The 23,579-nt window shown below is 71.0% G+C and carries 16 protein-coding genes and 1 pseudogene; 7 read left to right on the top strand and 10 right to left on the bottom strand.

The genetic code is table 11. The annotated features are described in order from the left end of the window. The first annotated feature begins 22 nt into the window (after positions 1 to 22). Positions 23 to 871 carry a 1,4-dihydroxy-6-naphthoate synthase gene (locus tag AB0B14_RS02825; RefSeq protein WP_357072685.1) on the top strand — a complete coding sequence of 283 codons (849 nt, stop codon included), beginning with the start codon at positions 23 to 25 and terminating at the stop codon, positions 869 to 871. On the opposite strand, the gene AB0B14_RS02820 is transcribed toward AB0B14_RS02825, so the two are convergent. Together AB0B14_RS02820 and AB0B14_RS02815 are read right to left on the bottom strand one after the other, a co-directional pair. Next, a complete protein-coding gene (locus tag AB0B14_RS02820; protein ID WP_088986676.1) occupies positions 832 to 1,218 on the bottom strand; it encodes a cold shock domain-containing protein in 387 nt (128 codons plus the stop codon). The genes AB0B14_RS02825 and AB0B14_RS02820 overlap by 40 nt on opposite strands. A 27-nt stretch (positions 1,219 to 1,245) precedes the next feature. Further along, positions 1,246 to 1,869, bottom strand: a complete 624-nt coding sequence (locus AB0B14_RS02815) for an HAD family hydrolase (RefSeq protein ID WP_357072689.1) — start codon at positions 1,867 to 1,869, stop codon at positions 1,246 to 1,248. An 84-nt stretch (positions 1,870 to 1,953) separates the two neighbouring features. Here AB0B14_RS02815 and AB0B14_RS02810 point away from each other — a divergent pair, with 84 nt between their 5' ends. Continuing rightward, the gene (locus AB0B14_RS02810; protein WP_357072692.1) at positions 1,954 to 4,440 is read left to right on the top strand and encodes a helicase-associated domain-containing protein; all 2,487 of its coding nucleotides are present in this window, start codon (positions 1,954 to 1,956) and stop codon (positions 4,438 to 4,440) included. A 30-nt stretch (positions 4,441 to 4,470) separates the two neighbouring features. On the opposite strand, the gene AB0B14_RS02805 is transcribed toward AB0B14_RS02810, so the two are convergent. Both AB0B14_RS02805 and AB0B14_RS02800 read right to left on the bottom strand, forming a co-directional pair. Next, positions 4,471 to 4,707 (bottom strand): hypothetical protein, encoded by a 237-nt coding sequence (locus AB0B14_RS02805; RefSeq protein WP_357072695.1) that lies wholly within the window; start codon positions 4,705 to 4,707, stop codon positions 4,471 to 4,473. Positions 4,708 to 4,804: 97 nt separating this feature from the next. Continuing rightward, entirely contained in the window at positions 4,805 to 5,692 is an 888-nt protein-coding gene (locus tag AB0B14_RS02800; RefSeq protein WP_357520914.1) for a L,D-transpeptidase family protein, read from the bottom strand. A 172-nt stretch (positions 5,693 to 5,864) separates the two neighbouring features. Here AB0B14_RS02800 and AB0B14_RS02795 point away from each other — a divergent pair, with 172 nt between their 5' ends. After that, positions 5,865 to 7,544 (top strand): DNA repair helicase XPB, encoded by a 1,680-nt coding sequence (locus tag AB0B14_RS02795; protein WP_357072701.1) that lies wholly within the window; start codon positions 5,865 to 5,867, stop codon positions 7,542 to 7,544. Between the two features lie 161 nt (positions 7,545 to 7,705). Here the strand turns inward: AB0B14_RS02795 and AB0B14_RS02790 are convergent, their stop codons facing one another. Further along, on the bottom strand, positions 7,706 to 8,278 hold the full coding sequence (locus tag AB0B14_RS02790) for a TetR/AcrR family transcriptional regulator (protein ID WP_357520912.1): 573 nt from the start codon (positions 8,276 to 8,278) through the stop codon (positions 7,706 to 7,708). 87 nt (positions 8,279 to 8,365) lie between these two features. Here AB0B14_RS02790 and AB0B14_RS02785 point away from each other — a divergent pair, with 87 nt between their 5' ends. Next, the gene (locus AB0B14_RS02785) at positions 8,366 to 8,737 is read left to right on the top strand and encodes a DUF4267 domain-containing protein (RefSeq protein WP_357072707.1); all 372 of its coding nucleotides are present in this window, start codon (positions 8,366 to 8,368) and stop codon (positions 8,735 to 8,737) included. 228 nt (positions 8,738 to 8,965) lie between these two features. Here the strand turns inward: AB0B14_RS02785 and AB0B14_RS02780 are convergent, their stop codons facing one another. The 4 genes from AB0B14_RS02780 to AB0B14_RS02765 all read right to left on the bottom strand — a co-directional run bounded on the left by AB0B14_RS02780 (position 8,966) and on the right by AB0B14_RS02765 (position 18,056). Then, positions 8,966 to 13,951, bottom strand: a complete 4,986-nt coding sequence (locus AB0B14_RS02780) for a carbohydrate-binding protein (protein WP_357520910.1) — start codon at positions 13,949 to 13,951, stop codon at positions 8,966 to 8,968. 96 nt (positions 13,952 to 14,047) lie between these two features. Further along, complete coding sequence (locus tag AB0B14_RS02775; RefSeq protein ID WP_357072713.1) at positions 14,048 to 14,362, bottom strand: hypothetical protein; 315 nt, start codon at positions 14,360 to 14,362, stop codon at positions 14,048 to 14,050. A gap of 357 nt (positions 14,363 to 14,719) precedes the next feature. After that, positions 14,720 to 17,587, bottom strand: coding sequence for a hypothetical protein (locus AB0B14_RS02770; RefSeq protein ID WP_357520908.1), 2,868 nt, complete (start codon positions 17,585 to 17,587; stop codon positions 14,720 to 14,722). 259 nt (positions 17,588 to 17,846) lie between these two features. Next, positions 17,847 to 18,056 (bottom strand): winged helix-turn-helix domain-containing protein, encoded by a 210-nt coding sequence (locus AB0B14_RS02765; protein ID WP_357072719.1) that lies wholly within the window; start codon positions 18,054 to 18,056, stop codon positions 17,847 to 17,849. Positions 18,057 to 18,523: 467 nt separating this feature from the next. Here AB0B14_RS02765 and AB0B14_RS02760 point away from each other — a divergent pair. Then, positions 18,524 to 18,757 (top strand): annotated as a pseudogene (locus tag AB0B14_RS02760) (hypothetical protein); the annotation flags it as partial. A 242-nt stretch (positions 18,758 to 18,999) separates the two neighbouring features. Here AB0B14_RS02760 and AB0B14_RS02755 read toward each other — a convergent pair. Next, the gene (locus AB0B14_RS02755) at positions 19,000 to 19,752 is read right to left on the bottom strand and encodes a TIGR03089 family protein (RefSeq protein ID WP_357072722.1); all 753 of its coding nucleotides are present in this window, start codon (positions 19,750 to 19,752) and stop codon (positions 19,000 to 19,002) included. A 139-nt stretch (positions 19,753 to 19,891) separates the two neighbouring features. On the opposite strand from AB0B14_RS02755, the gene AB0B14_RS02750 reads away from it, so the two are divergent. Together AB0B14_RS02750 and AB0B14_RS02745 are read left to right on the top strand one after the other, a co-directional pair. Continuing rightward, on the top strand, positions 19,892 to 21,028 hold the full coding sequence (locus AB0B14_RS02750) for a hypothetical protein (protein ID WP_357520906.1): 1,137 nt from the start codon (positions 19,892 to 19,894) through the stop codon (positions 21,026 to 21,028). Positions 21,029 to 21,082: 54 nt separating this feature from the next. Next, a complete protein-coding gene (locus AB0B14_RS02745; protein WP_357520904.1) occupies positions 21,083 to 23,383 on the top strand; it encodes an esterase-like activity of phytase family protein in 2,301 nt (766 codons plus the stop codon). Positions 23,384 to 23,579 lie beyond the last annotated feature (196 nt).

Here is a 23,579-nt window from a genome sequence, read left to right as displayed (position 1 = left end):
GGGGCGGGGATAACGTGGGGGTGTGGCGCTCTCCCTGGCGATCTCGCCCTGCCCCAACGACACGTTCGTCTTTCACGCCCTGGTGCACGGGCGGGTGCCGGGCGCGCCGCCGGTCGAGGTGACGTACGCCGACGTGGACGTCACCAACACGGCCGCCGAAAAGTGCGCGTTCGACCTGGTGAAGGTGAGCTTCGCGGCGCTGCCCTGGCTGCTCGACGACTACCACCTGCTGCCCTGCGGCGGGGCGCTTGGTCGCGGGTGCGGCCCGCTGGTGCTCACCCGGGGTGACCGCGACGGCGGGCCGGACCGCACCGACCTGACCGGTGCCACGGTGGCGGTGCCGGGCGACCGGACCACCGCGTACCTGCTGTTTCGGCTCTGGTCGGCCGGACGGCCGCCGGCCCGGATCGAAGTGGTGCCGTTCCACGAGATCATGCCGGGCGTCGCGGCTGGCCGCTACGACGCCGGGTTGGTCATCCACGAGGCCCGGTTCACCTACCACCGACACGGGCTGAGTGCCCTGGTCGACCTCGGCGAGTGGTGGGAGGCCGACACCGGCCTGCCCATTCCCCTCGGCGCGATCCTGGCCCGACGCGGCGCGGTCGACCCGGAGGCCGCGGCCGGCTGGGTCCGCGAGTCGGTCCGGCAGGCCTGGGCGGACCCGGCGGCCAGCCGGGAGTACGTGCTGGCGCACGCCCAGGAGATGGAGCTCGACGTGGTGGACCGGCACATCGGCCTCTACGTCAACGAGTTCACCGCAGACCTCGGCGAGGCCGGTTTCGCCGCGGTGGCGGCACTGCTCGACCGAGCCGCCACCGCCGGCCTGGTGCCTCAGACCTCCAGCTCGCGGGCGACCGCGTGGACCAGCTGAGCGATCTTCTGCGCCGTCTTCTTGTCCGGGTACCGACCCCGGCGCAGGTCCGGCTGGACCTTCGCCTCCAGCACCTTGATCATGTCTTCGACCAGGCCGTGCAGCTCCTCGGCCGGCCGACGGCGCAACTCCGCCATCGACGGCGGCGCGTCCAGCAGCTTGACGCCCATGGCCTGTGCGCCCCGACGACTGTCAACCACGCTGAAGTCGACCCGTTGGCCACCCTTGAGGTCGGTGACACCCGCCGGCAGCGCGCCCTTGGGCAGGAACACGTCGCCGCCCTCGTCACTGGTGACGAAGCCATACCCCTTGGCCGTGTCGTACCACTTCACTCGCCCCGTAGGCACCTGAAAACCCCTGCTTCACTTGAGCCGCTACTGCTCCAAGGCTAGCTGGATCATGCCGTCGAGCGCCGCCGGGAATTCACTGAGATCGTCCAACACCACCCTCGCCCCGGCCGCGCGCAGCTCATCGCGGGAGCACGGGCCGGTCGCGACACCGATGCCGGGCACCCCCGCGGTCGCCGCCGCGACCATGTCCGCCACGTGGTCACCGACGTAGTGGGTCGCGTCGTGCTCCCGTAGGGCCGTCGCCTTCTGCTCGGCGAACAGGTCACCGGCCAACTCGTCGACCGTGAGGCCGAGGTGGTCCAGGTGCAGCCGGGCCAGCCGACCCATCTTCGACGTGACGACGAGCACACGGCCGCCCCGAGCCCGGATCGCGTCGATGGCCTCCCGTGCGCCCGGCAACGGGACCGTCGGGGTGATCGCGTACGCCGGATACAGCTCGCGGTACGCCCGTACGGCCGACTCGACCTGCTCCGGCGGGAACCAGTGCGCGATCTCGGTGCGCAGCGGTGGCCCGAGCCGCGACACCGCCAGCTCCGCGTCCACCGGCACGCCGGTCCTCGCCGTCAGCGCCCGATAGGCCGCCGCGATGCCGGGGCGGGAATCCACCAGGGTCATGTCGAGGTCGAATCCGACGGTCAGTGCGGGCATGTCGAGAAACCTACCGGGCGACTCCCAGTCGGCCGGACGTCCGAGGGGCGCGAGGGCCCACTGCCGGGCTAGCGTGGAAAGACGATGACCACCTCACTCGCCGACCACCTGCGGTCGCTGCCCGACGAGTCGCTGGCCGCGCTCCTCCAACTGCGGCCCGACCTCGTCGTGCCCGTGCCGGCCGACGTCTCCGCCCTGGCCATCCGGGCCCAGTCCCGGGTCTCGGTGGCCCGCGCGCTGGACGGGCTGGACCAGTTCACCCTCCAGATCCTCGACGCCGCCCGCCTCACCCGGAACCCGGACGACGGCACCACGGCCACCGACGCCGTGCTCGCCATGGCGACCGCCGGGCCCCACCCGCCCGCTCCGACGGCCATCCGGGCCGCCGTGGGCCGGCTGCGTGCGCTCTTTCTGCTGTACGGCCCGGAGCACGCGCTACAGGTGGTGCCCGCCGTCGACGAAGTCGCCCCGTACCCCGCCGGGCTCGGCCGGCCAGCCGCGGAGCTGGACCCGCGCACGGCCGCGCTCTGCGCGGACCCGGCGAAACTACGACGGACGCTGCTCGCCGCCCCACCCTCGGCCCGGGCGATCCTGGACCGGTTGGCGGCCGGCCCACCGGTGGGCAGCGTGCCGCCGGGCGCTCTGCAGGCACCGCCGCTGGGCGCGGCGGACCCGGTGCTCTCCGACCCGACCAACGGTGGCGCCCCGACCGGCTCCCCGGTGCGCTGGCTCGTCGACAACCGGCTCCTGGTCCCCGTGACGACCGGCTCGTCGACGGCCAGCGGCACGGTGGAGCTGCCCCGCGAGGTCGGCCTGCTGCTCCGCCGCGACAGCGGGCCGCTCGGGCCGCTGCGCACCAGCCCACCGCCGGTCGCCGCCGCGCCACGTGAGGCGAAGGCTGTCGACTCGGCCGGCGCCGGGCAGACGATGGAGGTGGTCCGACACACCGAAGGGCTGCTGGAACAACTCGCCGACGAGCCCGCGCCGGTGCTTCGCTCGGGCGGCATCGGTGTGCGGGACCTGCGTCGACTGGCCCGCACCGGCGGGCTGGACGAGCCGACCGCGGCACTGCTGCTCGAGGTGGCGTACGCGGCGGGGCTCGCGGGTGAGCTGGAGATGCCCGGTGCGACCACCAGCCGGTACGGGGCGGACCAGCAGGTGCTGCCGACCGGCGGGTACGAGGTGTGGCGGGCCGCCTCGCTGGCCCAGCGTTGGGAGCAGCTCGCCCGAGCCTGGCTGACCATGAGCCGGCAGGTGGGCCTGGTCGGCCGGCGCGACGACCGGGATCGGCCCATCACCGCGCTCTCCGCCGAGGCCGAACGGGCCAGCGCGCCGGCCACCCGGCGGGCGGTGCTCGGCGTGCTCGCCGACCTGGAGCCGGCGACCGCACCCACCCCCGAGGAGGTGCAGGAGCTGTTGGACTGGCGGGCGCCGCGGCGCAGCCGGGGCCGGGACGCCGCCCACCGGGAGGTGCTGGCCGAGGCCGCACAGTTGGGCGTGACCGGGCTGGGGGCGCTCACCTCGTACGGTCGGCTGCTGCTCGGTGACCTGACGTCGGCCGACGAGCGGGGCGACGACGACCCGCTGGGCGTACACGCCGACGTGGAGAGCGGTGACCCGTCCAGTGCCGCCCGAGCCCTGGACGCGCTGCTGCCCGCCCCGGTCGACCACTTCCTGGTGCAGGCCGACCTGACCGTGGTGGTGCCCGGCCCACCCGAACCGGCGCTCGCCGCCGAGTTGGAGGCGATGACCGAACTCGAGTCGGCCGGCGGGGCCAGCGTGCACCGGGTCACCACGGCGAGCGTGCGGCGCGCCCTGGATTCCGGCTACACGGCCGACGACCTGCACGACGTGTTCCGGCGCCGGTCGCGTACCCCGGTGCCGCAGGGGCTCACCTACCTGGTGGACGACGTGGCCCGTAAGCACGGCGGGCTGCGGGTCGGGCTGGCCGGGGCGTACCTGCGCAGCGACGACGAGACGCTGATCAGCGAGGTGCTGGCCGACCGCCGGTTGGAGTCGTTGACTCTGCGCCGGCTCGCGCCGACGGTGCTGTGTACGCCGTACCAGGTTGGTCGGTTGTTGGGTGCGTTGCGCGACGCCGGGTTCGCCCCGGTGCAGGAGGACGGCACCGGCAGCACCGTGCTGGCCCGGCCGCGGATCCGGCGGGCACCGGCCCGGGTGTCGGTGACCACCCGGACACTTGATCCGCTGGCCGCCCCGAAGCTGCCCATGCCCCGGTTGCTCGGCGTGGTGGAGCACATCCGGCGGGGTGATGCGGCGGCGCGGGCGGCCCGACGGGCACCGGCGGTGGTGCGCGGCGGTGCGCCGGGGCTGGGCGGCGGCCCGGTGCCGGCACACACTCACAGCGAGGCCCTGGCGGTGCTCCAGCAGGCGGTCCGGGACAAGGCGCTGGTCTGGGTCGGCTACGTCGACGCGCACGGGGCAACCGCGTCGCGCCTGCTCAAGCCGGTCTCGATCGGTGCCGGCTACCTGCGGGCTGAGGACGAACGGACCGAAATGCTGCACACGTTCGCGCTGCACCGGATCACCGCGGCGGTGCTGGCGGACTGAGCGGGGCGATGCCGCCGCTGGCCCGGTCGGTCAGCGGCGGCTGCGGCGGACGGTGCCGACCACCGAGATGACCAGCAGCAGCGCGAAGCCGGCGCCGGCGGACTCCCCGACCGAGTCGACGAAGCCCTGCCGCAGCACCAGCCAGCCGAAGAGGAACCACCCGACGAGGAGCGTCGCGGCGACGGCGTAGGCGATCACCGTCGCGCGGGACACCCCGTCGGGTGGCGTTTGGTCGTGCTCTGGGATCACCTCACGGTCGACCGTCATACCCAGCCTCCCCGCCCGGTCCGGCCCTGGCCTCCCAGCGTGACACTCGTTGGACCGGTCGGACAGGGGGTTATCGCCGTGATTCGCTCCGCGTCGGTCAGGTGCCGGGGCGGCGGCCGATCAGCACCACCCGGGTGCCGACCCTGCCCAGCTCCCACATCCGGACGGCGTCGGCGTGCAGCAGGTTGACGCAGCCGTGCGAACCGATCGACTTGTCGTGCAGGTAGGTGGTGGTCTCGTGGAAGCCCATGCCCTGGGTGAAGTGCTGCCAGTACGGCAGCCACACCTCGTACGGGTCGGACCACTCCTTCGGGTTGCGGAAGTTGACGGTGAACGTGCCGGCCGGGGTGCGGAAGCCGGACATCCCGGTGCGGGTCACCGTCGGCGACATGATCACCTTGCCGCCGCGGACCGCCCAGACGGTCTGCCGGGTCAGGTCCACGCAGAACGTGGTGCCGGTGCCGGCCCCGCACCTGGCTGGGTCGGTGGTGGCGAGGCGCTGGGCCACGTCGTAGGTGGTTGGCCCGGCGCGACCCTCGACGGGGCGAATGCCGTACCTCTTCTGGAACTTCTTGATCGCGGCGCAGTCGGCGGCGGACTGCCGGCCGTCCACGGTCACGGCCCCGAACCCGCCCAGCCGGGCCAGGTAGGTCTCCACCTCGCGCTGGTGTTGCCCCTGGGGGCAGCCGGCAACCGTCGGCGTACCGGTGGCGGTGGTCGGCTTCGGCGTCGCGCTGCGGGTGGGCTTCGGCGCCGGGGGCCTGGTTGCCTTCGGCGTCGGGCTGGGTGCGGCCGGTGTGGGCCGGCCGCGCTGGTCCGGGCCGGGCGCAGCGCTCGCCCCCGTTGCCTGTTCCGCCGCACCGGTTGGCGCGGCTCCCCCGCCACCACTCCCACCGGACTGCGGATCGAACGCGCACGCACCGGCGCCGACCAGCACAACCACCACCAGAGCGACCAGCTGGGAAGAGATCCGGACATGCCTCATGGAACCTCCCCTGGCCGTCGTTCCCTTACTAGACGTTCGTGAGTGCCGTCACGGTTGCGCCCGGTGCGCATCTTTCTTCGCGGATCCCACATCGTGCAACACTGGATGGTCGGCCAGCGGCGGGTATGCGACACGTCCCAGCCTGGCGACCAACCGAGGAGAGGACGCTGGCGTGAGCGGTGGACCACTGATCGTGCAGTCGGACAAGACGCTGCTGCTGGAGATCGACCACCCTGACGCGCAGGCCTGCCGGATGGCGATCGCGCCGTTCGCCGAGCTGGAGCGCTCCCCGGAGCACGTGCACACCTACCGGCTGACCCCGCTGGGCCTGTGGAACGCCCGGGCGGCGGGGCACGACGCGGAGGGTGTGGTCGACTCGCTGCTCAAGTACTCCCGCTACCCGGTGCCGCACGCGCTGCTGGTGGACGTGGCGGACACGATGGACCGGTACGGCCGGCTCCAGCTCGCCAACGACCCGGCGTACGGGTTGGTGCTGCGCGCACTGGACCGGCTGGTGCTGATCGAGGTGGCCAAGAGCAAGAAGCTCGCCGGAATGCTCGGCGACAAGATCGACGACGACACGATCCGGGTGCACCCGTCCGAGCGTGGCCGGCTCAAGCAGGCCCTGCTCAAGCTGGGCTGGCCGGCGGAGGACCTGGCCGGCTACGTGGACGGTGAGGCGCACCCGATCGAGCTGGCCGAGGCCGGCAAGGACGGGCGCAAGCCGTGGACGCTGCGGTCGTACCAGCGGGAGGCCGTCGAGGCGTTCTGGGCTGGCGGGTCGGGTGTGGTGGTGCTGCCCTGCGGCGCCGGCAAGACCCTGGTCGGCGCGGCGGCGATGGCCGAGGCGAAGGCGACCACGCTGATCCTGGTCACCAACACCGTCGCGGGCCGGCAGTGGAAGCGGGAGCTGATCGCCCGCACCTCGCTGACCGAGGAGGAGATCGGCGAATACTCCGGCGAACGCAAGGAGATCCGCCCGGTCACCATCGCGACGTACCAGGTGCTCACCTCTCGGCGCGGCGGCGCGTTCACCCACCTGGACCTGTTCGGGGCCCGCGACTGGGGCCTGGTCGTCTACGACGAGGTGCACCTGCTGCCCGCGCCGATCTTCCGGTTCACCGCGGACCTCCAGGCCCGCCGCCGGCTGGGCCTCACCGCGACACTGGTACGCGAGGACGGCCGCGAGGGTGACGTGTTCAGCCTGATCGGCCCGAAGCGGTACGACGCGCCGTGGAAGGACATCGAGTCGCAGGGCTGGATCGCCCCGGCCGAGTGCACCGAGGTCCGGGTGACCCTGACCGACGCGGAGCGGATGTCGTACGCGACGGCGGAGGCCGAGGAGCGCTACCGGATGGCGGCGACCGCCCGCACCAAGCTGCCAGTGGTCAAGGCCCTCGTCGACCGGCACCCGGACGACCAGGTGTTGGTGATCGGCGCGTACATCGATCAGCTGCACCAACTCGGCGAATACCTCGACGCGCCGATCATCCAGGGCTCGACCACGAACAAGGAGCGGGAGCGGCTGTTCGACGCGTTCCGGTCCGGCTCGTTGCGCACCCTGGTGATCTCCAAGGTGGGCAACTTCTCCATCGACCTACCCGAGGCGGCGGTGGCGATCCAGGTGTCCGGCACGTTCGGGTCACGGCAGGAGGAGGCGCAACGGCTGGGGCGGGTGCTCCGGCCGAAGGCCGACGGCCGGCAGGCGCACTTCTACACGGTCGTCTCCCGGGACACGATCGACACCGAGTACGCGGCCCACCGGCAGCGCTTCCTCGCCGAGCAGGGGTACGCGTACACGATCGTCGACGCCGACGACGTCCTCGGCCCGTCCCTCCCGACCTTCGACTGACCCGCCCGGCGGCCCGGCGCCCAGCGCTCGGCGCTCGGCGCTCGGCGGCCATGATCGACTCGGTTTTCAGGAAGTCGGGGTATCCGGGGCACGTTGATGCCGCGCCTTCCTGAAAGCCGAGTCGATCGAGGCCGTGATGCGGCCGGGCGTGGCGGCGACGGTCAACGGGAGAAGTGACGCACGAGCACGGCCAGCCGCTGCTCGTGGCCGGCGCGGCGGAGCCGGCCGCTGCGCATCAGCGTGACCAGGCCGTGCAAGCCGCTCCAGAACGTCTCGGTGAACGTCTCCAGGTCGTCGTTCCCGGCGGCTGGGCGCACCGTCTCGGCCAGCTCGGCGAAGCCTCGGGCCAGGTCGGTCGGGACGCCCTGGCTGGCGAACGGCAGGTCCACAGCGAGGGTGAACATCGCGTCGTAGAGCGCGGGACGCTGCTCGGCGAACGCGACGTACGCCGCCGCGACGTCGGCGACCGCCTGGCGGGGATCGGCGGCCGAGGCGCGGGCCGAGGCGAGCGCGGTGGCCAGCTCGGCAAAGCCCTCGACGGCGACCGCCGCCATGATGGCGTCCTTGCCCCTGAAGTGGCTGTAGAGGACGGGCTGGCTGTATTCGATCTCGGCGGCGAGCCGCCGGGTGGTGACCGCGTCCCAGCCTTCCGCCAAGGCCAGGTCGCGCGCTGCGGCGACGATGGCCCGTTCCCGTTCCGCCCGCTCGCGCTCCCGGCGCGTCTGAGTCGACATGACCGAACTCTAGCACCGCTAGATATCCTGCCGACGCTCTGCTAGCGTCGCTCTTACATCTAGCAGCGCTAGCAATTGGAGCGGACCATGTTGACCCCCCTCGCCTACGGGCTCGCCGTCGTGCTCAGTCTCTTCGTCGTCTTCATCGGTGCGCGGTTCCTGCTGGTGCCGCAGGCCGCAGCCGCCGGGTACGGCGTACCGGCCCGCCCGGACGGCGATCCCGCCTACCTGACGGTCAAGGGCCTGAAGGACCTCACCTTCGGGCTGCTCGGCCTCGCCCTGATCGCCTTCACCACCGCCGACGCGGTCGCGTGGTTCATGCTGATCGTCGCGCTCGTCCCGCTGGGCGACACCGTCATCGTGCTCCGCAACGGCGGAACGAAGGCCGTAGCCTTCGGCATCCACTTCGCCACCGCCGTCGTCGTCCTCCTCGACGCCGCCCTGCTGTTCGCCCTGTAACCACCGACCTTGCCGCACCGCACAGCCTTGATCGACTCGGCTTTCAGAAAGACGCGGTATCCGAGGCCCGTCGACACCCCGTCTTTCTGAAAACCGAGTCGATCAAGGCGGGCGGGCCCGAACGGCGCCGGGCCCGGCGCGGCGCGGGGGGCCCGCACGGCAGGAGGGTCCGCACGCGCACCGGCCCGGGACCAGCAGCGGTCCCGGGCCGGCACTACGCGAAACTGACTACTTGATCAGCTTCCAGGGGCCGTTCTTGTCACCCGGTTCCTGGCCGCGGGTCCACCACTTCGCCTCGTAGACGTGGCCCTTGAAGGAGACCCGGTCACCGGCGTTGTAGACCTTGGTGAGCGTCCAGGCCGCCGGGCTGTTGTCCGGCGGGGTCGGGGCGATCTCCTCCCAGGAGCCGTTGCGGTCGCCCGGCTTCTGGTTGCGGGTGTACCACTGGGCCCGCCACTTCCTGCCGTCGTACATCGCGAAGTCGCCCGAGTTGAAGATCCGCGACGCGGTCCAGATCGCCGTACCGTCCTCGGTCATGGCGATTTCCTGCCACGCGCCGTTGGGGTCGGCACCGGGCTTCTGGTTCTTGCTGTACCAGGAGGCCCGGAAGACCCGGCCCTGGTAGGTGACCCGGTCCCCGTCGTTGTAGACGGTCGACGAACTCCACTCCGCGGGCAGGTTCACCGTCAGGGTGGTGGTGGCCTGCACCGCCGTGAGGTGGTCGTCGCCCGAGTACGACGCGGTCAGCGTGTGCTGGCCGCCGGCGAGGCCCACCGGGAGGGTGAACGTCGCGACGCCATTGGTCACCGTGGTCGAGCCGCGGACGGTCGTACCCTCGCGCAACTCCACCGCACCGGTGACCGGCGTGCTGCCGGCCGCGACCTTGACGGTCACCGTCGCCGCGGTGCCCCAGTTGGTCGGGGCGGCGGTGACTGTCATCGTCGGGACCTGCTTGGCGGTCGCGAACACCGCCGGCTGGGCCACCGCCTCGCCGCCGTCGGCGCTCCGCGCGGAGACGATCCAGCCGTACGCGGTGCCCGGCAGGAGCTTGTCCCAGGTTGCCGTGGCGACACCGTTCGAGGTGACCTCGTCGGTGCCGATCGTGCCGGACGGCACGTACGCGGCCAGCGAGTCGGTGCGGAACGAGGTCTTGCGGGTGGTGAGGTCCACCGGCAGCGTCAGGTTGTCCTCCGAGCCGTTGTAGCGCGGCTTGGGCTGGCTGCCGTCCTGGCGGATGTCGTACTCGGTCGCGCCGAAGTTCTTCAGGAACGGCGAGTACGTGTCGATGTGCATCTCGGCCCGGTCCACGTCGAACTGGAGCAAACGCAGGAAGCTCGCCCCGAACTGCAACCGGTCGGTGGCCTTGTGGTCCGGCTTGCCGTCCCCGTTGACGTCGATGGTGCCGTCGGCGGCGACCTGCTTCGGCCACAGCTCGGCGGCGGTCACCGTGTAGAACTGGTAGTCCGCCAGCAGTTCGACGACGTCGTGGCTGACGGTCACGCCGATCTTCGACTTCAGGTTGGTGCCGACGCCGTGCTCGTGGCCGGCGAGGACCAGGAACACGTTCGGGTTGGTCTCGACGACCTGCTTGAAGAGCGGCGAGCCGTCCGGCGCGGAGAAGTCCGCCCCGCGACCGTCGGGGTTGGCCGAGGGCTTCAGGTAGTCGTGGGAGAGCAGGATCCCGTTGCGGTCCTGGTACCGCTTGAAGATCGAGTCGGCCCACTTGGCCTCGGCCGGCGTCACCCCGTACGACAGGCCGACCGCGACGAAGTCCAGCCCACCGGCGGAGAAGAGCAGGTAGTTGTTCTGGTTGTCCCTGCCCGGCGTGACCGTACCGTCGGCCTTGGTCACCTCGTCCCACGCGTGGTATTCGGTGCCCTTCGGCCAGGACTTCGCCGTCCCGTAGTACCGGTCGGCGCTGAAGGTCCGGCTGAACCGGGACGTGGGGCCCGTCTCGGCACCCAACTGGTCGTCGTGGTTGCCCGCGATGACCTGGTTGACCACGCCGTTGTCGTCCAGGATCTTCTGGAAACCGGAGGCGGTGGCGAGTTCCTTCTCCACCTGCTCGTGCAGGCCGGGCCGCTTCAGCGTGCCGTCCGGGTTCTTGGCGAGTGGGTCGTAGTAGTCGTTCTCGATGACGTCGCCGGTGTGCGCCGCGTACGCGATCTTTCGGCTCGCCGAGTTGTCGGCGATCCACTGCATCTGGTCGCGGTACGCGGCCGACCAGATCGCCTGCTCCTCGGCCGTCTCGACGTCGGAGGGTTCGGCGTTGCCGTCGAAGTCGTCGTACGTGCCGCCGGCCGCACCCTCGGTGACGTACTGGGTGTCGGTGAAGTGGGCCAGCGAGAAGTCGTACGACGCCGGATCCTCGAAGCGGTCCTTGTCGTTCTGCGCGGTGGCGTCGTGTGGCGACAGGTCGTCCGCGAACGGGTCCTCGCCGGTGACCAGCACGTGCACCACACCGCCGTCGCGGTAGCCGGCCTCGATCTGTGCGGTCAGGACGGTGTCCTGCCCGGCCTGCCCCCGCGAACTGGTGAGCACGACCCACTTCTTGGTGACCGGGTGCCACGCCCGCAGTGCCACGATCCGCGCCGGATCGATGGTGCCCGACCAGCGCAGCGTCGGCACCTGCTTGGTCGCGCCGAGCGGCAGGTCGTACCGCTGGAAGACCACCCCACGGCTGGACGCGGTGTCGATCGTCGCGCCGTCGAGCGGGCGCAGCGAGGTGAGGTCCACGCTCTTGTCGTGCTGGACGTCGAGCGTGGTCGGCACGTCGGCCGCCTCGCCCTGGTAGCCGCCCGTCGGCAGGACCACGTCCGCCTTGGTGAACGTGGCGGTCAGCCCGACACCCTCCGCGCCGGGGATCCGGGCGGACAGCTCCGCCGAGAGCGGGTCGGTGCCCCTGACTGTCGAGTTCAGCTCGGTCGGAACGTCCGGGATGCTGGCGCTGCTGAATCGCACCTCGCGGGTGGCGGTGTTGCCGAGTGCGTCGGTCGCCGTCAGCGCGATGGTGTGCGTACCGGCCGGCAGGCCGTGGCCGATCTGGTCACCCTGCTTGACGGGCGCGCCGTCCAGCGTGAGGACGGGCGTACCGGCCACGCCTGTGGCGTCCTTGACCTTGACGTTGAGCGCGACGGTCGAGGTCAGCCGCTGCCCGGCGGCCGGGACACTGCTCTCGATCTCCGGTGCGGTGTTGTCGGTGGTGAAGCGCCGCGTCGAGGTCTTGTCCCCGACGACAGCCCTGATGGTGTGGGCGCCGTCCGCGATCGTCGTCGTGTCCACGTCGGCGCGCTTGCCCAGCGCCGGCAGTGCCGAGCCGTCGGGCGCGGTGACGTCGAACAGGACCATCTTGGTCAGCACCGCGTTGTAGCTGCTGCCACAGGTGCCGTCACCGAGGTACGTGGTCACCTGGGATCCGGGCGGGTAGGTCCCCGAGCCGATGGTGACGGTCGTCTGCGCGATCGAGCGGGTCAGCTGGGTCGCCTTCGCACCTGTCGGCAGCAGCTCGAAATCCCGCAGGGTGAAGTCGTCGAAGTTGTCGCAGCCGCCCGGCTTGGCACTGCCGTGGTCGTTGCCGGCGACGAACTCGACGGCGTTGACACCGGGCACCAGCCACTCGTTCGGGAAGGTGAGGTCGGCGGTCTCCTTCTCCCACAGGCCGATCTCCAGCGGGATGCCGTTGACCAGCACCTTGTTGTCGTACCCGTTGTCGCTGCCGTTGCCACCGACGAACACCTTCAGGTGCGCGTCGCCCCCACTGCCGAGGGTGTCGACCGTACGCGTCGTCGGCGCGCCGTCGATGGCGAAGTGGAACTCGGCGTCCCTGTTGGCCGCGCAGTTCCCGTCGCCCAAGGCCAACGACGCGGCGGTTGTCTCCGCCTTCGTCACGGTCGTGCCGCTGGTGGTGACGAGGTACGTGGTGCCGGCCGTCACCGTGCCCGCCGTGCTCAACGCGAGGCTCGTCGCCTCCCGGGTAAGCGTGAAGTCGTCGTGGTTGGCGCAGTTCGCACCGTTGAGGGTGCCGTTGTAGTCACCGGTCCGGATCTCGACGACGTTGTCACCGAGGTGCAGAAACCGGGTCGGGAACGCCAGCCTGACGTCCTCCGCGCCGGTCGCGCCGTAGTCGCCGCCGAGGTCGACCCGGTGGCCGTTGACCACCGCGTAGTTCTGGTAGCGGGCCTCGACCGAGTTGCCCGCCTCGACCCGGAGGCCGAGGGTGGCGGTGCCGGTGGCCAGCGCCTCCGCGTTCTCGGCGGGCTTGTCGTCGATGGCCAGCGACTCGACGTGGTCCTTGCCGCCGGTGGGCAGCGCGGCGATGACCGGTCGGGTGCCACGGATACGGGCACCGTCACCGGGGGTGACCACCGCCGCGCCGGCCGGCGAGTTGTTGACGTCGACAGTCACCGACGTCTTCGCGCCCGACAGGGTGGTCGCGCTGACGGTGTGCGTACCGTTGCCGAGCTTGGTGGTGTCGAGGTCGGTGCGCAGCCCGGACGTGCTGCCCGGCTCGCCGGAGACGACGAACGTCAGGTCCTGGTTGAGCAGCTTCGCCGAGCTGCCGCAGGTGCCGTCACCGAAGCTGTAGCTGAACAGGTTCTGCTCACCGTCGGCGACCACGCCGAGCAGGCTGAGGCTGATGCTGCTCAACGCGTAGTCGTCGTAGTTGGGGCAGCGGCCACCCTCGCCGTTGGGCAGCTCCTCGTAGCCCACGGCGGTCTTGGTGGTCGAGTCGACCCAGTTCGCTCCGGTGTGGACGGTGACCGTGTTGGCCCCCGGCCGCAACCAGTCGCCCGGGAAGTCGAGCGTGCCGACCTGCCCGCCGGGGATGTCCGGGAGGTAGATCCGGTCCGCCTCGGCCGTGTGACCGTTGACGGTGACGTAGTTGCGGTAGCGGGCCTCGGTGCCGTTGCCACCCATCTCGAACGCGAAGTGGGCGGTGCCGGCGGTCTTCTCGGCGCCGACCTTGTCGCCGTCGACCGCGAGGGTGGTCACCGAGTCGTTCTCGGTGACCGGCTCGACGACGACGGGGACCTTGCCTTCGAGGTTCTGCCCGTCGGCCAGGTTGATCAGCGGCGTAATACCGCTGGTCGGGACCGTCTCTGCTCCGGCGAGTGTGGGGTTGAGGGCCGTTGCCGGTCCGGCGATGAGGATGAGCGCGACCGCGGGCAGGATCCCGCGTGTTCGCTTCCTACGCGCACGTGTCTCGTGCGTCATGGCGAGGGTTCTCCTTTGTTGGGTGCGAGAAACCGCCGACGCCGAGCACTGGAATGCCGACCGCGGCGGGCACGGGGCCAGAGCGGATGGCCGGTATCAGGACGACTGTCGGTTGCGGGCGGCCCGCCGACGACGTACCTGGCGTCGCAGCAGCGAGACGACGGTCGCGAGGAGCAGCAGGGGGCCAACGCTCGCGGCGACCTTCCAGGCGGTGGCGCGGTCGTGGTCGGCAACGCTCGCCGCTGGCACGTCGCCGAGCGCCCGGTCGTGGGCGTACCGGCCGGGGCCGTCGACCGCGTTCCACGTCAGGCGCACCAGCTCGGGGCGGTTCGCGTCCGCTGCGATGGTCACGGTCTGCGGGTGGGCTGCGGCAGGATCGACGGCGGCGACCAACGTCAGGGTGAACGCCACAGATGCGAGGAGACTCGCCGCGACGCGGCGGGGCCACCGTGCGGTTGAGGGCATGCCAACGCTCCGGTCTACAGGTGCTGTGGCACGCCGGTGGGCGCGGCCGTTCAGTGACCCTGCCGGCCGTCGGCGAACTCGCCAGGCGAGCTTGATGAGAAACGAGCGCAGCGGGGATGAACAGTTAGTTGATCAACTGGGCTCTCCGGCACGCCACGGGCTGCCCGATCGCTCAGGCGGCGCTGAGCTTCCGTAGGACGTACTGGTTGAGTCCTTGGCATCTCGCACCCTTGATCGACTCCATATCGGCGATGCCACGGCACTTCGACACCGCGCCGTCGCCGATATGGAGTCGACCCGCACTCAGGCCGAGTTGACCAGGAATTGATAGTTCGTCGTGTCGGTCCACACGCCGTCGGCCGTACGTCCGCGCACCCTCATGGTCTGGAAGCTCGTCGCGATCGGCGTGTAGCTCGCGGTGGCGACTCCGGCAGCATTCGCCGCCACCAGCACCGCCGGCCCGTCGTCAACCGTGTACTCGAATTCGACGACGCCCGGAGAGCCCTGGGTGAAGGTGAAGTCACCCGGCACGCCGACGCCGCCGCCCCACTCGTTTGTCGGGTAGGCAACCGAGGACACCTGCGGCGCCGTGCCGACCAGGAACGGGTAGTCCGTCTGCGGTGAGTACTCCCCCGCCTCGGTGCGGCCCCGCACCGAGAAGACGTTCGCGCCGTTGCGATCCATTGTTACCGAGATGTCGGTGACCGACGAGTCTGGAGTCTTCGGCACGCTCTGCCAGGCGCCGCCGTTGAGCTGGTACTCGAAGGTCGTCACCTCGGCCAGTTCGGTGCGGACGCTGAACCTGCCGGTCGCGCCGATCCCGCCGATCACGGTGTACTCGTCGTAGGCGCTGTAGACGCTCACGCGGGGATCGCGTACCCGGAAGTAGTACCGTCGCTCGGCGCTGACGGTGCCGTCGGCCGTCCGGCTGGAGACGGTCAACAGCGTGTACCCGGGGTGCGGCGGCGTGACCTCGATCGTGGCCCGGCCGTCGGGCCCGGCGGCCACGACCTGCTCTTCGCTGCTGTAGTCCAGCAGATAGCGGTACTCCACCACGTCGGAGCGGCCCGGGTTGAAGGTGAACTGACCCGGCTGACCTGGCTGACCGGCGGAACCGTTCTCCGGGTACGCGCTGGACGTCACCACCGGCGCGTCACTGACCTCGAACGTGTAGGTCCGCGTCGGCGAGAAGGACCCGTCCAGGAAGCGCGTCCGCACCGCAAGCGTGTTGCTGCCGGAGCGATCCGGCGCGAGGGTCAACCGAACCTCGTTGTCCACCTGGTCGAGGGCCTGCTCCGGCCCGTCGTTGTAGCGGTAGAGGAAGACATCCACGTCCGGCAACGCCGTGCTGATGTGGAAGTCACCGGGAACGCCCACGCCGCCCCACGCGCCGTACTCGTAGTAGGTCTGGGAGTAGACGCTCGGCTTCGTGTCGATGACGTTGAACTCGTACTGGACGACTTCCGAGACGGTGCCGTCGGCGCTGATGCTGCGCACCATGAACGTGTGCCAGCCCGGCTCGGTCGGCGTCCAGCTCAGCACCGCGGTGCCGTCCGCTGCCGCGTCGACGCGTCGCATCTCGCCGCGGAGCAACCCGTACTCGTACGCCACCACCCCGGCCCGGCCGGGCCGGAACGTGAAGCTGCCCGGACGACCCACCACACCGTCGTGGTCGGGGAAGGCGAAGTCGGCCGACTCCACGAGCGGGGTGTCACGGACGAACACCTGCCCGGTGTACGCGCCGACAAACTCGCCGCCGACGTAACTGCGCACCTCAAGCCGGATGTTGCCGGCCTGCGGGAACGTCACCGACACTTCGGTGGCGCCGTCGGCGCTCGCCGGGACCCTGGTCTCGGCGCCGCCATCGATCCGGTAGCCGAACTCGGTGACCCCCTCGACGTTCGTCGAGATCGCCAGTTGACTCGGCAAGCCGACACCCCCGACCGTCACCTGCACCTGCGGTCCGGTGGATCGCACGAAGAACCGGTAGTTGGTCACCTCGGAGGAGTTCGACGCGCTGTCCACACTGCGTACGCTCAGCAGCTCAGTGAAGGAGGTGGGCGTGTATTCGAGCGTGACGTTCGCGCCGGGTGCGGGCGCGGGGACGTAGTTGTAGGTCTCGCCGTAGCGTCCCCAGTAGTAGCCGACCACGTCCGGCGACCCGTTCGCCGTGAAGACGAACGTGCCCGGCACCCCGGAGCCGCCGTGGGGTTCGCCGTCATCCGGGTATTTCGTCGAGGTGATCACGGGCGGGGCCGGCCGCTGCCCGTCCACCTTCACGTAGCACGGTGGAGCCCACTTCGAGTAGTCCTGACCGTCGTAGGCACGGGCGGTCCACGCCACTACTGTCCCGTGCGGGTACTGCGACATCTCCCACGGGACCTTGGCGAGGGTGTTGCCGTAACTCGAGCCAAGCTGCTCGGACCGCTGGTCCTCGTGGCCGACCGGCCAGGCGGCGAACTGCCCGTTGAGTAGCGGGTCACCGCTGTCCGCATCCGCGCCCCGGAGCATGAACGTGTAGCTGCGTGCCCCGACCGGCTGCGGGTTCTTCTTGGTGCCGCAGGCCCAGGACGGCCATTCGAGCCCGATCTGCGCGACCGTCGGGGCATGGTTGACATCACTGCGGATCGCCGGGAACGGATAGAGCTTGCGGCCGTGCGAGAGCTTGCCCTCGTCGCCGTGCGGCACGGAGATCTCGACGGTCAGCGTCTGCTTGTCCTGATCCGCCAGCCTCTGCAGGGTCGGCATGAGGTCCCAGACCAGGTAGCCGGGACAGGCCGCCGAGCCGCCGGCCAGGGTGGTGCCGATGAGTTCACGCCGGCGCGGCTCGGACTCCCAACTCGTGGTCGCCTTGATCGGATCGGTGCGCCAGAGCTGGACGGGCTGAGCCGTCGCGCAGTCGGCAGCCGATCGCTCCTTGATGATCAGGTCGGCCCGGTGGACGATGGCCTTGCGGAAGCGCGAGACGTCGAAGGTGAAATAGGACCGCGACCTGTGCTTGTTGCCGCGCGCATCTGCCCAGGCGCCGATCGGCGCGTCTCCGGCAGGGTTGACGAACGACTTTTTCGGTAGATATGAGTCGGTGTAGGCCCAGCCGGACTTTTGCAGGTCCAACTGCTGGTCGGCCTGTGCAGGACTGGCGGTGACGGTGACCAGGACCGCACCGAGCATGACCCCGATTGATGCGGCAAGCATTCTTCGTACGCGCTCGACCATCGTGTCCCCCCGGACGAGAATGGCGTGCCTCGCCATCCCATTCGCGAGAGTATCGATACGCGCCAAGCGCTCACGTCCCGAAATCCTGCTCTGTCATCGACCGGACGGTCCGCGTTGATCGACTCGACTTCCCGCAAGTCGGACCATCCGGGGCACTTCAATGCCGCGGTTTCACGGATTCCGACTCGATCATCCGTTGGGCGCGGGCATCCGCTCAGCGCCGTAGGGACTCGGCGACGAAGACCCCGCGACCTGGACGACCCACCAGCACACCCTCGCCACGCAGCCTCGCCACCGCCCGACTGATCGTGGACTGGGAGACGTCGTATTCATCTGCCAGCACCCGCCCGGACGGAAGTTGCGACCCAGGCGCGTAGGTACCGTCCTTGATCTTTTTCAGGAGATCGTCGAGCAGTTCGTCCATCGTGGGCGGGATAGGCACGTGGAGCCCCTTGCAGTCGGTTGGCCCGCCCAGTATTGATCAGCTACTTCGACGCAGGCAACGCATGTAGCACGGATGACATAAGTGGGTAGATGACTCGGCGGCATGCTTGACATAGGTGACTCAGTGGCAATAGCGTCGCTCTCGGTGATGCGGTGCTGCTGCGGTCGGTTGGCGCCTCTCGTGCCGGTCTCGCATCGCCGCCGGGACCCTCACCCGCCGCGCTCCCCCAGCGCGGCCTGCTGTCGCACCTCCGGAACGGCAGCGGGGCGGGGCGGTCTCCGCCGAGCGCAACCGGCGGAGGCCGCCCCCGCACGTCGCTCCATCCGACGAAGGGCAGTCACCGTGCGCAACCTCAGCCATGAGCCGGCGGGCCTACGCGACGAAAGATGTCCGACACGAGAGCGCACCCCGGGGCGGACGGTCCGGTCGGCGAACCGCCGCCTCCGATGAGCGACCGTTGGGTGATCCACCTGCCGATCACCGCGCCGGACCTGCTGCGCGCGCGGATCTTCGCGCGTACCGCGGTTCGGGTGTTGGTCCGGCTCACCGCGCGTGTCGAAGCGGGCGGGGTGACCGTCTCCGCTGAGGACCAGCAGGACGTACATCATTGGGTGTTCTGTGATCGACCACTGCCCGGCGGCGGGCGGTGTGGGTTGTCCACCGACCACACCGCGCACTGTCGCGACGCCCGCGCTGACGCGAAGCCAGCGGCCGGCCGGGGCGTGGCGGCAACGTTCAGCGGGAGAAGCCACGCACGAGCACGGCCAGGCGCTGCTCGTGGCCGCACGACCTTGATCGACTCGGCCTTCTGAAAATCGGGGCATCCACGACAGGTTGATGCCCCGATTTCACGAAAGCCGAGTCGATCAAGGTGCGAGGCCGCGTGTAGGTGAGCGCTAGTTGATCGACTACACCGGACGGCTCAGAGGACCCGGGTCACTCCTTCGGCGGCGACGATCGCGTCCCGTCGCGCCGGGTCGAGGTTGGCGCTGATCACCACGGACGCACCAGCCGAGAGCGGCGCGAGCAGCCACTTCAGGGGCTCCTCGTGCTCGCCGGCGTCGACAAGCAGCCGGTCGCCGGCGCGCAGGTCCAGCATCTTCGCGTACTCCTGGGCGATCGCGCCCCATTGGCCGTAGGTGGTGCCGTCCGCGGTAGCCGGGTCCGACGGGCGGATGGCGGCGTGGTCGGGCGTGGCCTCGCCGTGGCGAAGCACCTCGGCGGACCAGTCCAACCAGCCCAGCGGCACGTCGGCCAACCGTCCCGGGCCGGTGCCGACGAGGTAGCGGTGCGGGGCGTCCGGCACGTCCTCCAGCCAGTCGTCCTGCCGCTGCGGGGTCACCAGGACCGCGTCGAACGGCCGGTCGCCGCCGGGTTCGAGCACCGCCAGGCCCGCGGTGGCGCGCGGTCGGAACGACACCGCCAGGCCCGAGGCCCACGCGCCCAACAACACCGCGGCGGTACGCCAGTGCGGCGGCAACAGCACCGCTACGCGGCTGCCGGGGCCGAGACCGCAGCCGTCCCGCAGCAGGCTGGCGCTGCGTGCCGCCCAGGAACCGACCTGCTGTGCGGTGAGGTCGACGCGCTCGCCGGTCGCCTCGTCGCGGTAGCTGAGCAGGGGCTGCTCGGCATCGGCGGGCTGGGTGACCAGGTCGGCCGTCACGGTTGGCTGCATCTCCACGCTCCCCGGGTGCGACGTCGGCACCACCCTACTGAACGACTTTGGTCGCGTCGGTCGTCGCCCGATGGCCGTATCGGGTGGCCGGACGGCCGGCGCACGGTGTGGGTGACCCCCGAAACGCCGAGGAGAGCCCGTGCCCACCGGACCCGATCCCGCCGACGGCCCCGTCACCACCGACCGCCCCGCCACCACGGACCGCCCCGCCACCGACCGCTCTGTCGACACCGGCCGTCCCGCCGCCACCGACCGCCCTGCCGGCACCGACCGGCTGCCGATGCGTCGGCGGCTCCTGCCCGTCGTCGCGTTGCTGCTGCTCGCGCCGTGGGCGGCGGAGTGCTCGTGGGGCGGCTTCGCCATCGACGACTTCCTGCCGGTGCTGATCTTCCTGGGCCCGATGTACGGCGGCGCGGCGATCCTGATCCGGGAGACCGCCCGGCACCTCGGCGCGAGCTGGCCGACGATCGTGCTGCTCGCCGCCGCGTTCGGCGTACTCCAGGCCGGGCTGGTCGACCAGTCGCTGTTCAACCCCGACTTCCTGGACGACACCCAGTACGCCGACACCCGGGCCGCCGCCGAGGCGACGCTGGTGCCGGGGCTCGGCTTCAGCCTCCGGCAGGCGTTCGACTACGTGGGCAACCACATCGTGCTGACGATCTGCGCGCCGATCGTGCTCATCGAGTCGTTCCTCGGGGCGGACCGCCGGCATCGGCCCTGGCTGGGCCGACCCGGTCTCCTCGTCGTCGGTCTGATCTACCTACTCGGCAGCCTGTTCATCTTCGCCAACATCAACAACGACAAGGGCTTCCTGGCCAGCCCACTCCAGCTGGCCTTCGCGGCCGCACTGGTCCTCGCGCTCGTCGGAACGGCGCTGCTGCCCCGCTGGCGCCGCCCCCGCCCGCGCCGGGCCCGTCGGGTGCCGCACCCGCTCTGGGTGGGTCTGCCTGTCGTCCTGGTCCGCCTCGGCTCCGACCTGGCGCCCGGCTGGCCGGGGGTGATCGTCGCGCTTGCCCTCGCCGCCGTCGCCGCAGGGCTGATCGCGTACCTGTCGACGCGCGGCGGCTGGGGGCAGCGGCACGTGCTTGTCGCCGGCAGTGCGGGCCTGGTCATGGCCGCCGCGTTCGCGTACGTGGTGCCGCCGTACTCCCCGGCCAGCCCGGCGGCGGCCCTGGCCGGCGACGTCGCGGTCACCGTCGTCACGGTCGCGCTGGTCGTGGGTGCCTGGTGGCGGCTGCGCGGTGCTTCGCCGACTGTTCATGTCGGCGCAAGCTGACGCTCCCCGACAACTGTCAGCCTCCGTGCGGGTACGACCTAACGGAGGAAGTCCTTGACTCTCAGAAGAGCATTCACCGCGCTCACCGCAGCCGGTGTCGCCGCCGCCAGCCTGACCGGGGCCACCCCCGCGTCGGCGGGCGGACACCACCACCCGCCGCTCGCCTTCGACCGGGTCGCCACGTATCCGGTGTTCCAGAACCGTCCGACCGGGGAGGACCCGGCGACCGCGACTGTCGCCGAGATCTCGGCGGTCAGCGAGGACGGCCGCACCCTCATCCACACCGACGCGCTGGCCCGGCGCATCGGCTTCTTGGACATCTCCCGTGCCGACCGGCCGCGCGGCCTCGGCACACTCTCCCTGGGGCAGCTCGGCAACGCCGAGGACGAGCCGACCTCGGTCGCCGTGGTGGGTCGGTACGTGCTCGTGGTGGTGAACACCAGCGGCAGCTACACCGCGCCGTCGGGTCGGCTCGACGTGATCGAGTTGGCCAGCCGCAGGCGGGTGGCCAGCTTCGACCTCGGTGGTCAGCCCGACTCGATCGCGATCAGCAAGGACAAGCGGTACGCCGCGATCGCCATCGAGAACGAGCGCGACGAGGAGGCCACCCCGCCCGGCGGTGCGGAGGGCGACCTGCCCCAGGCGCCCGCCGGCTTCGTGCAGATCGTCGACCTGACCGGGAGGTCCCCGGCCGGTTGGCGGCTGCGTCCGGTCGCGCTGACCGGCGCGAACGGGAGCGCGCTGCCCGCCCTGGTCCAGGCCGGTCTCGCCGCGCCGACCGATCCGGAGCCGGAGTACGTCTCGATCAACAACCGCAACCAGTTGGCCGTGACGCTCCAGGAGAACAACGGCGTCGCCCTCATCGACCTGCCCACCGGCCGAATCACCACGGTGTTCAGCGCCGGCACCGCCACGATCAGTGGGATCGACACCGCAAAGGACGGTGTCATCGACCTGACCGGCGGCATCACCGACGTGCCCCGCGAGCCGGACGCGGTGGCCTGGGTCGACGACAGTTACCTGGCCACGGCCAACGAGGGCGACTGGCACGGTGGCACCCGTGGCTGGTCGGTCTTCGACAGCCGCACCGGGCGCGTCGCCTGGGACGCCGGCAACACCTTCGAACGGCTCGCCGTCACCTACGGGCTGCACAACGAGGACCGGGCCGCCAAGAAGGGCACCGAGCCGGAGGGCGTGGCCGTCGCCGAGTACGGCGGGGTGCGGTACGCGTTCGTCGGATCGGAGCGCAGCAACTTCGTCGCCGTCTACGACCTGGGCAACCCCACGAAGCCCGTCTTCCGGCAGGTGCTGCCGACCACCAACGGGCCGGAAGGGCTGCTGCCCATCCCGTCACGCGGGCTGCTCGCGGTCTCCAGTGAGGAGGACGACGCCTCGCTCAACGTCCGTGCCTCGGTGTCGCTCTTCCAACTCGGCAGGGGCACCCCGGAGTTCCCGAGCATCGTCTCCGGCGCGGACCGCACCGGCACCCCGATCGGGTGGGGCGCGCTCGGCGCGTTGAGCGCGGTGCCGGGCAAGCGGGACCAGCTCTACAGCGTCACCGACGCGGCGTACGGCCAGACCCGGATCCTCACCATCGACGCGAAGCGGTCACCGGCTCTGATCACCGGCGCGCTGCCGGTGCGGGACGCGGCCGGCGCACCTGTCGGGTACGACGCGGAGGGCATCGTCGCCCGCCCGCAGGGCGGCTTCTGGCTCGCCGTCGAGGGTGCCAAGGGTGCGGAGAACAAGCTGGTCCGGCTCGACGCCGCCGGGGTGACCCGGCAGACCGTCGCGCTGCCCGCCGAGGTCGCCGCCGGCCTGGGCAAGCAGGGCTTGGAGGGCGTCACGGCGGCCACCGACCGGCAGGGCCGGGAGATCGTCTGGGTGGCCGTGCAGCGGGAGCTGAGCACCGACCCGGCCGGGATCGTCCGACTCGGCCGCTATGACGTCACCGCGGGCACCTGGAGCTGGTACGGCTACCAGTTGGGCGCCACCACCGTGCCGGGTGACTGGATGGGCCTCTCCGAGATCACAGTGGTCGGCGACCGGCTCGCGGTCATCGAGCGGGACAAGCTGAACGGCCCGGCCGCCACGGTCAAGCGGATCTACACGGTGCCGCTGCCCGCCGCGGCGGCGACCGGCCCGCTGACCGTGCTGCCGAAGACGCTCGCCGTCGACGTGCTGCCCGCGCTGCGCGCCACCAACGGCTGGACCCAGGAGAAGCTGGAGGGCCTGACCGTGGCCGGCAACGGCGAGGTGTACGCGATCACCGACAACGACGGGGTGCAGGACGCCACCGGCGAGACGGTCCTCCTGCGCCTCGGCTCCAGCCGCAAGGTCTTCGGCCGCAACTGAGCCACCGCCACTTCCCCTCCGGCCGGCGTCCACCCTCGCGGTGGGCGCCGGCCGATCACGTCAGGTGACCCCCGGCACGGGCCCACCGCCCCCACCGCAGAGCCTAATGAGTTCTGGGAGTTGGCTGGTGGGTGCGGCAGACTCCTGGTGGGTAGCCGCTGGCGGATGAGCACTCGCGCAGCCTGGACGTGGTGAG

It is taken from the genome of Micromonospora sp. NPDC049171 (genome assembly GCF_040648275.1).
Taxonomy (GTDB): Bacteria; Actinomycetota; Actinomycetes; order Mycobacteriales; family Micromonosporaceae; genus Micromonospora.
The sequence above is the reverse complement of the archived record's forward strand: the minus strand, read 5'-3'. Positions and strand labels throughout refer to the sequence as shown.

Bases quoted from the DNA above. Each gene is read 5' to 3' on its own strand.
- AB0B14_RS02815 (WP_357072689.1), bottom strand. From the start codon at position 1,869: ATGCCCGCACTGACCGTCGGATTCGACCTCGACATGACCCTGGTGGAT.
- AB0B14_RS02810 (WP_357072692.1), top strand. From the start codon at position 1,954: ATGACCACCTCACTCGCCGACCACCTGCGGTCGCTGCCCGACGAGTCG.
- AB0B14_RS02805 (WP_357072695.1), bottom strand. From the start codon at position 4,707: ATGACGGTCGACCGTGAGGTGATCCCAGAGCACGACCAAACGCCACCC.
- AB0B14_RS02800 (WP_357520914.1), bottom strand. From the start codon at position 5,692: ATGAGGCATGTCCGGATCTCTTCCCAGCTGGTCGCTCTGGTGGTGGTT.
- AB0B14_RS02790 (WP_357520912.1), bottom strand. From the start codon at position 8,278: ATGTCGACTCAGACGCGCCGGGAGCGCGAGCGGGCGGAACGGGAACGG.
- AB0B14_RS02785 (WP_357072707.1), top strand. From the start codon at position 8,366: ATGTTGACCCCCCTCGCCTACGGGCTCGCCGTCGTGCTCAGTCTCTTC.
- AB0B14_RS02780 (WP_357520910.1), bottom strand. From the start codon at position 13,951: ATGACGCACGAGACACGTGCGCGTAGGAAGCGAACACGCGGGATCCTG.
- AB0B14_RS02770 (WP_357520908.1), bottom strand. From the start codon at position 17,587: ATGCTCGGTGCGGTCCTGGTCACCGTCACCGCCAGTCCTGCACAGGCC.
- AB0B14_RS02765 (WP_357072719.1), bottom strand. From the start codon at position 18,056: ATGGACGAACTGCTCGACGATCTCCTGAAAAAGATCAAGGACGGTACC.
- AB0B14_RS02755 (WP_357072722.1), bottom strand. From the start codon at position 19,752: ATGCAGCCAACCGTGACGGCCGACCTGGTCACCCAGCCCGCCGATGCC.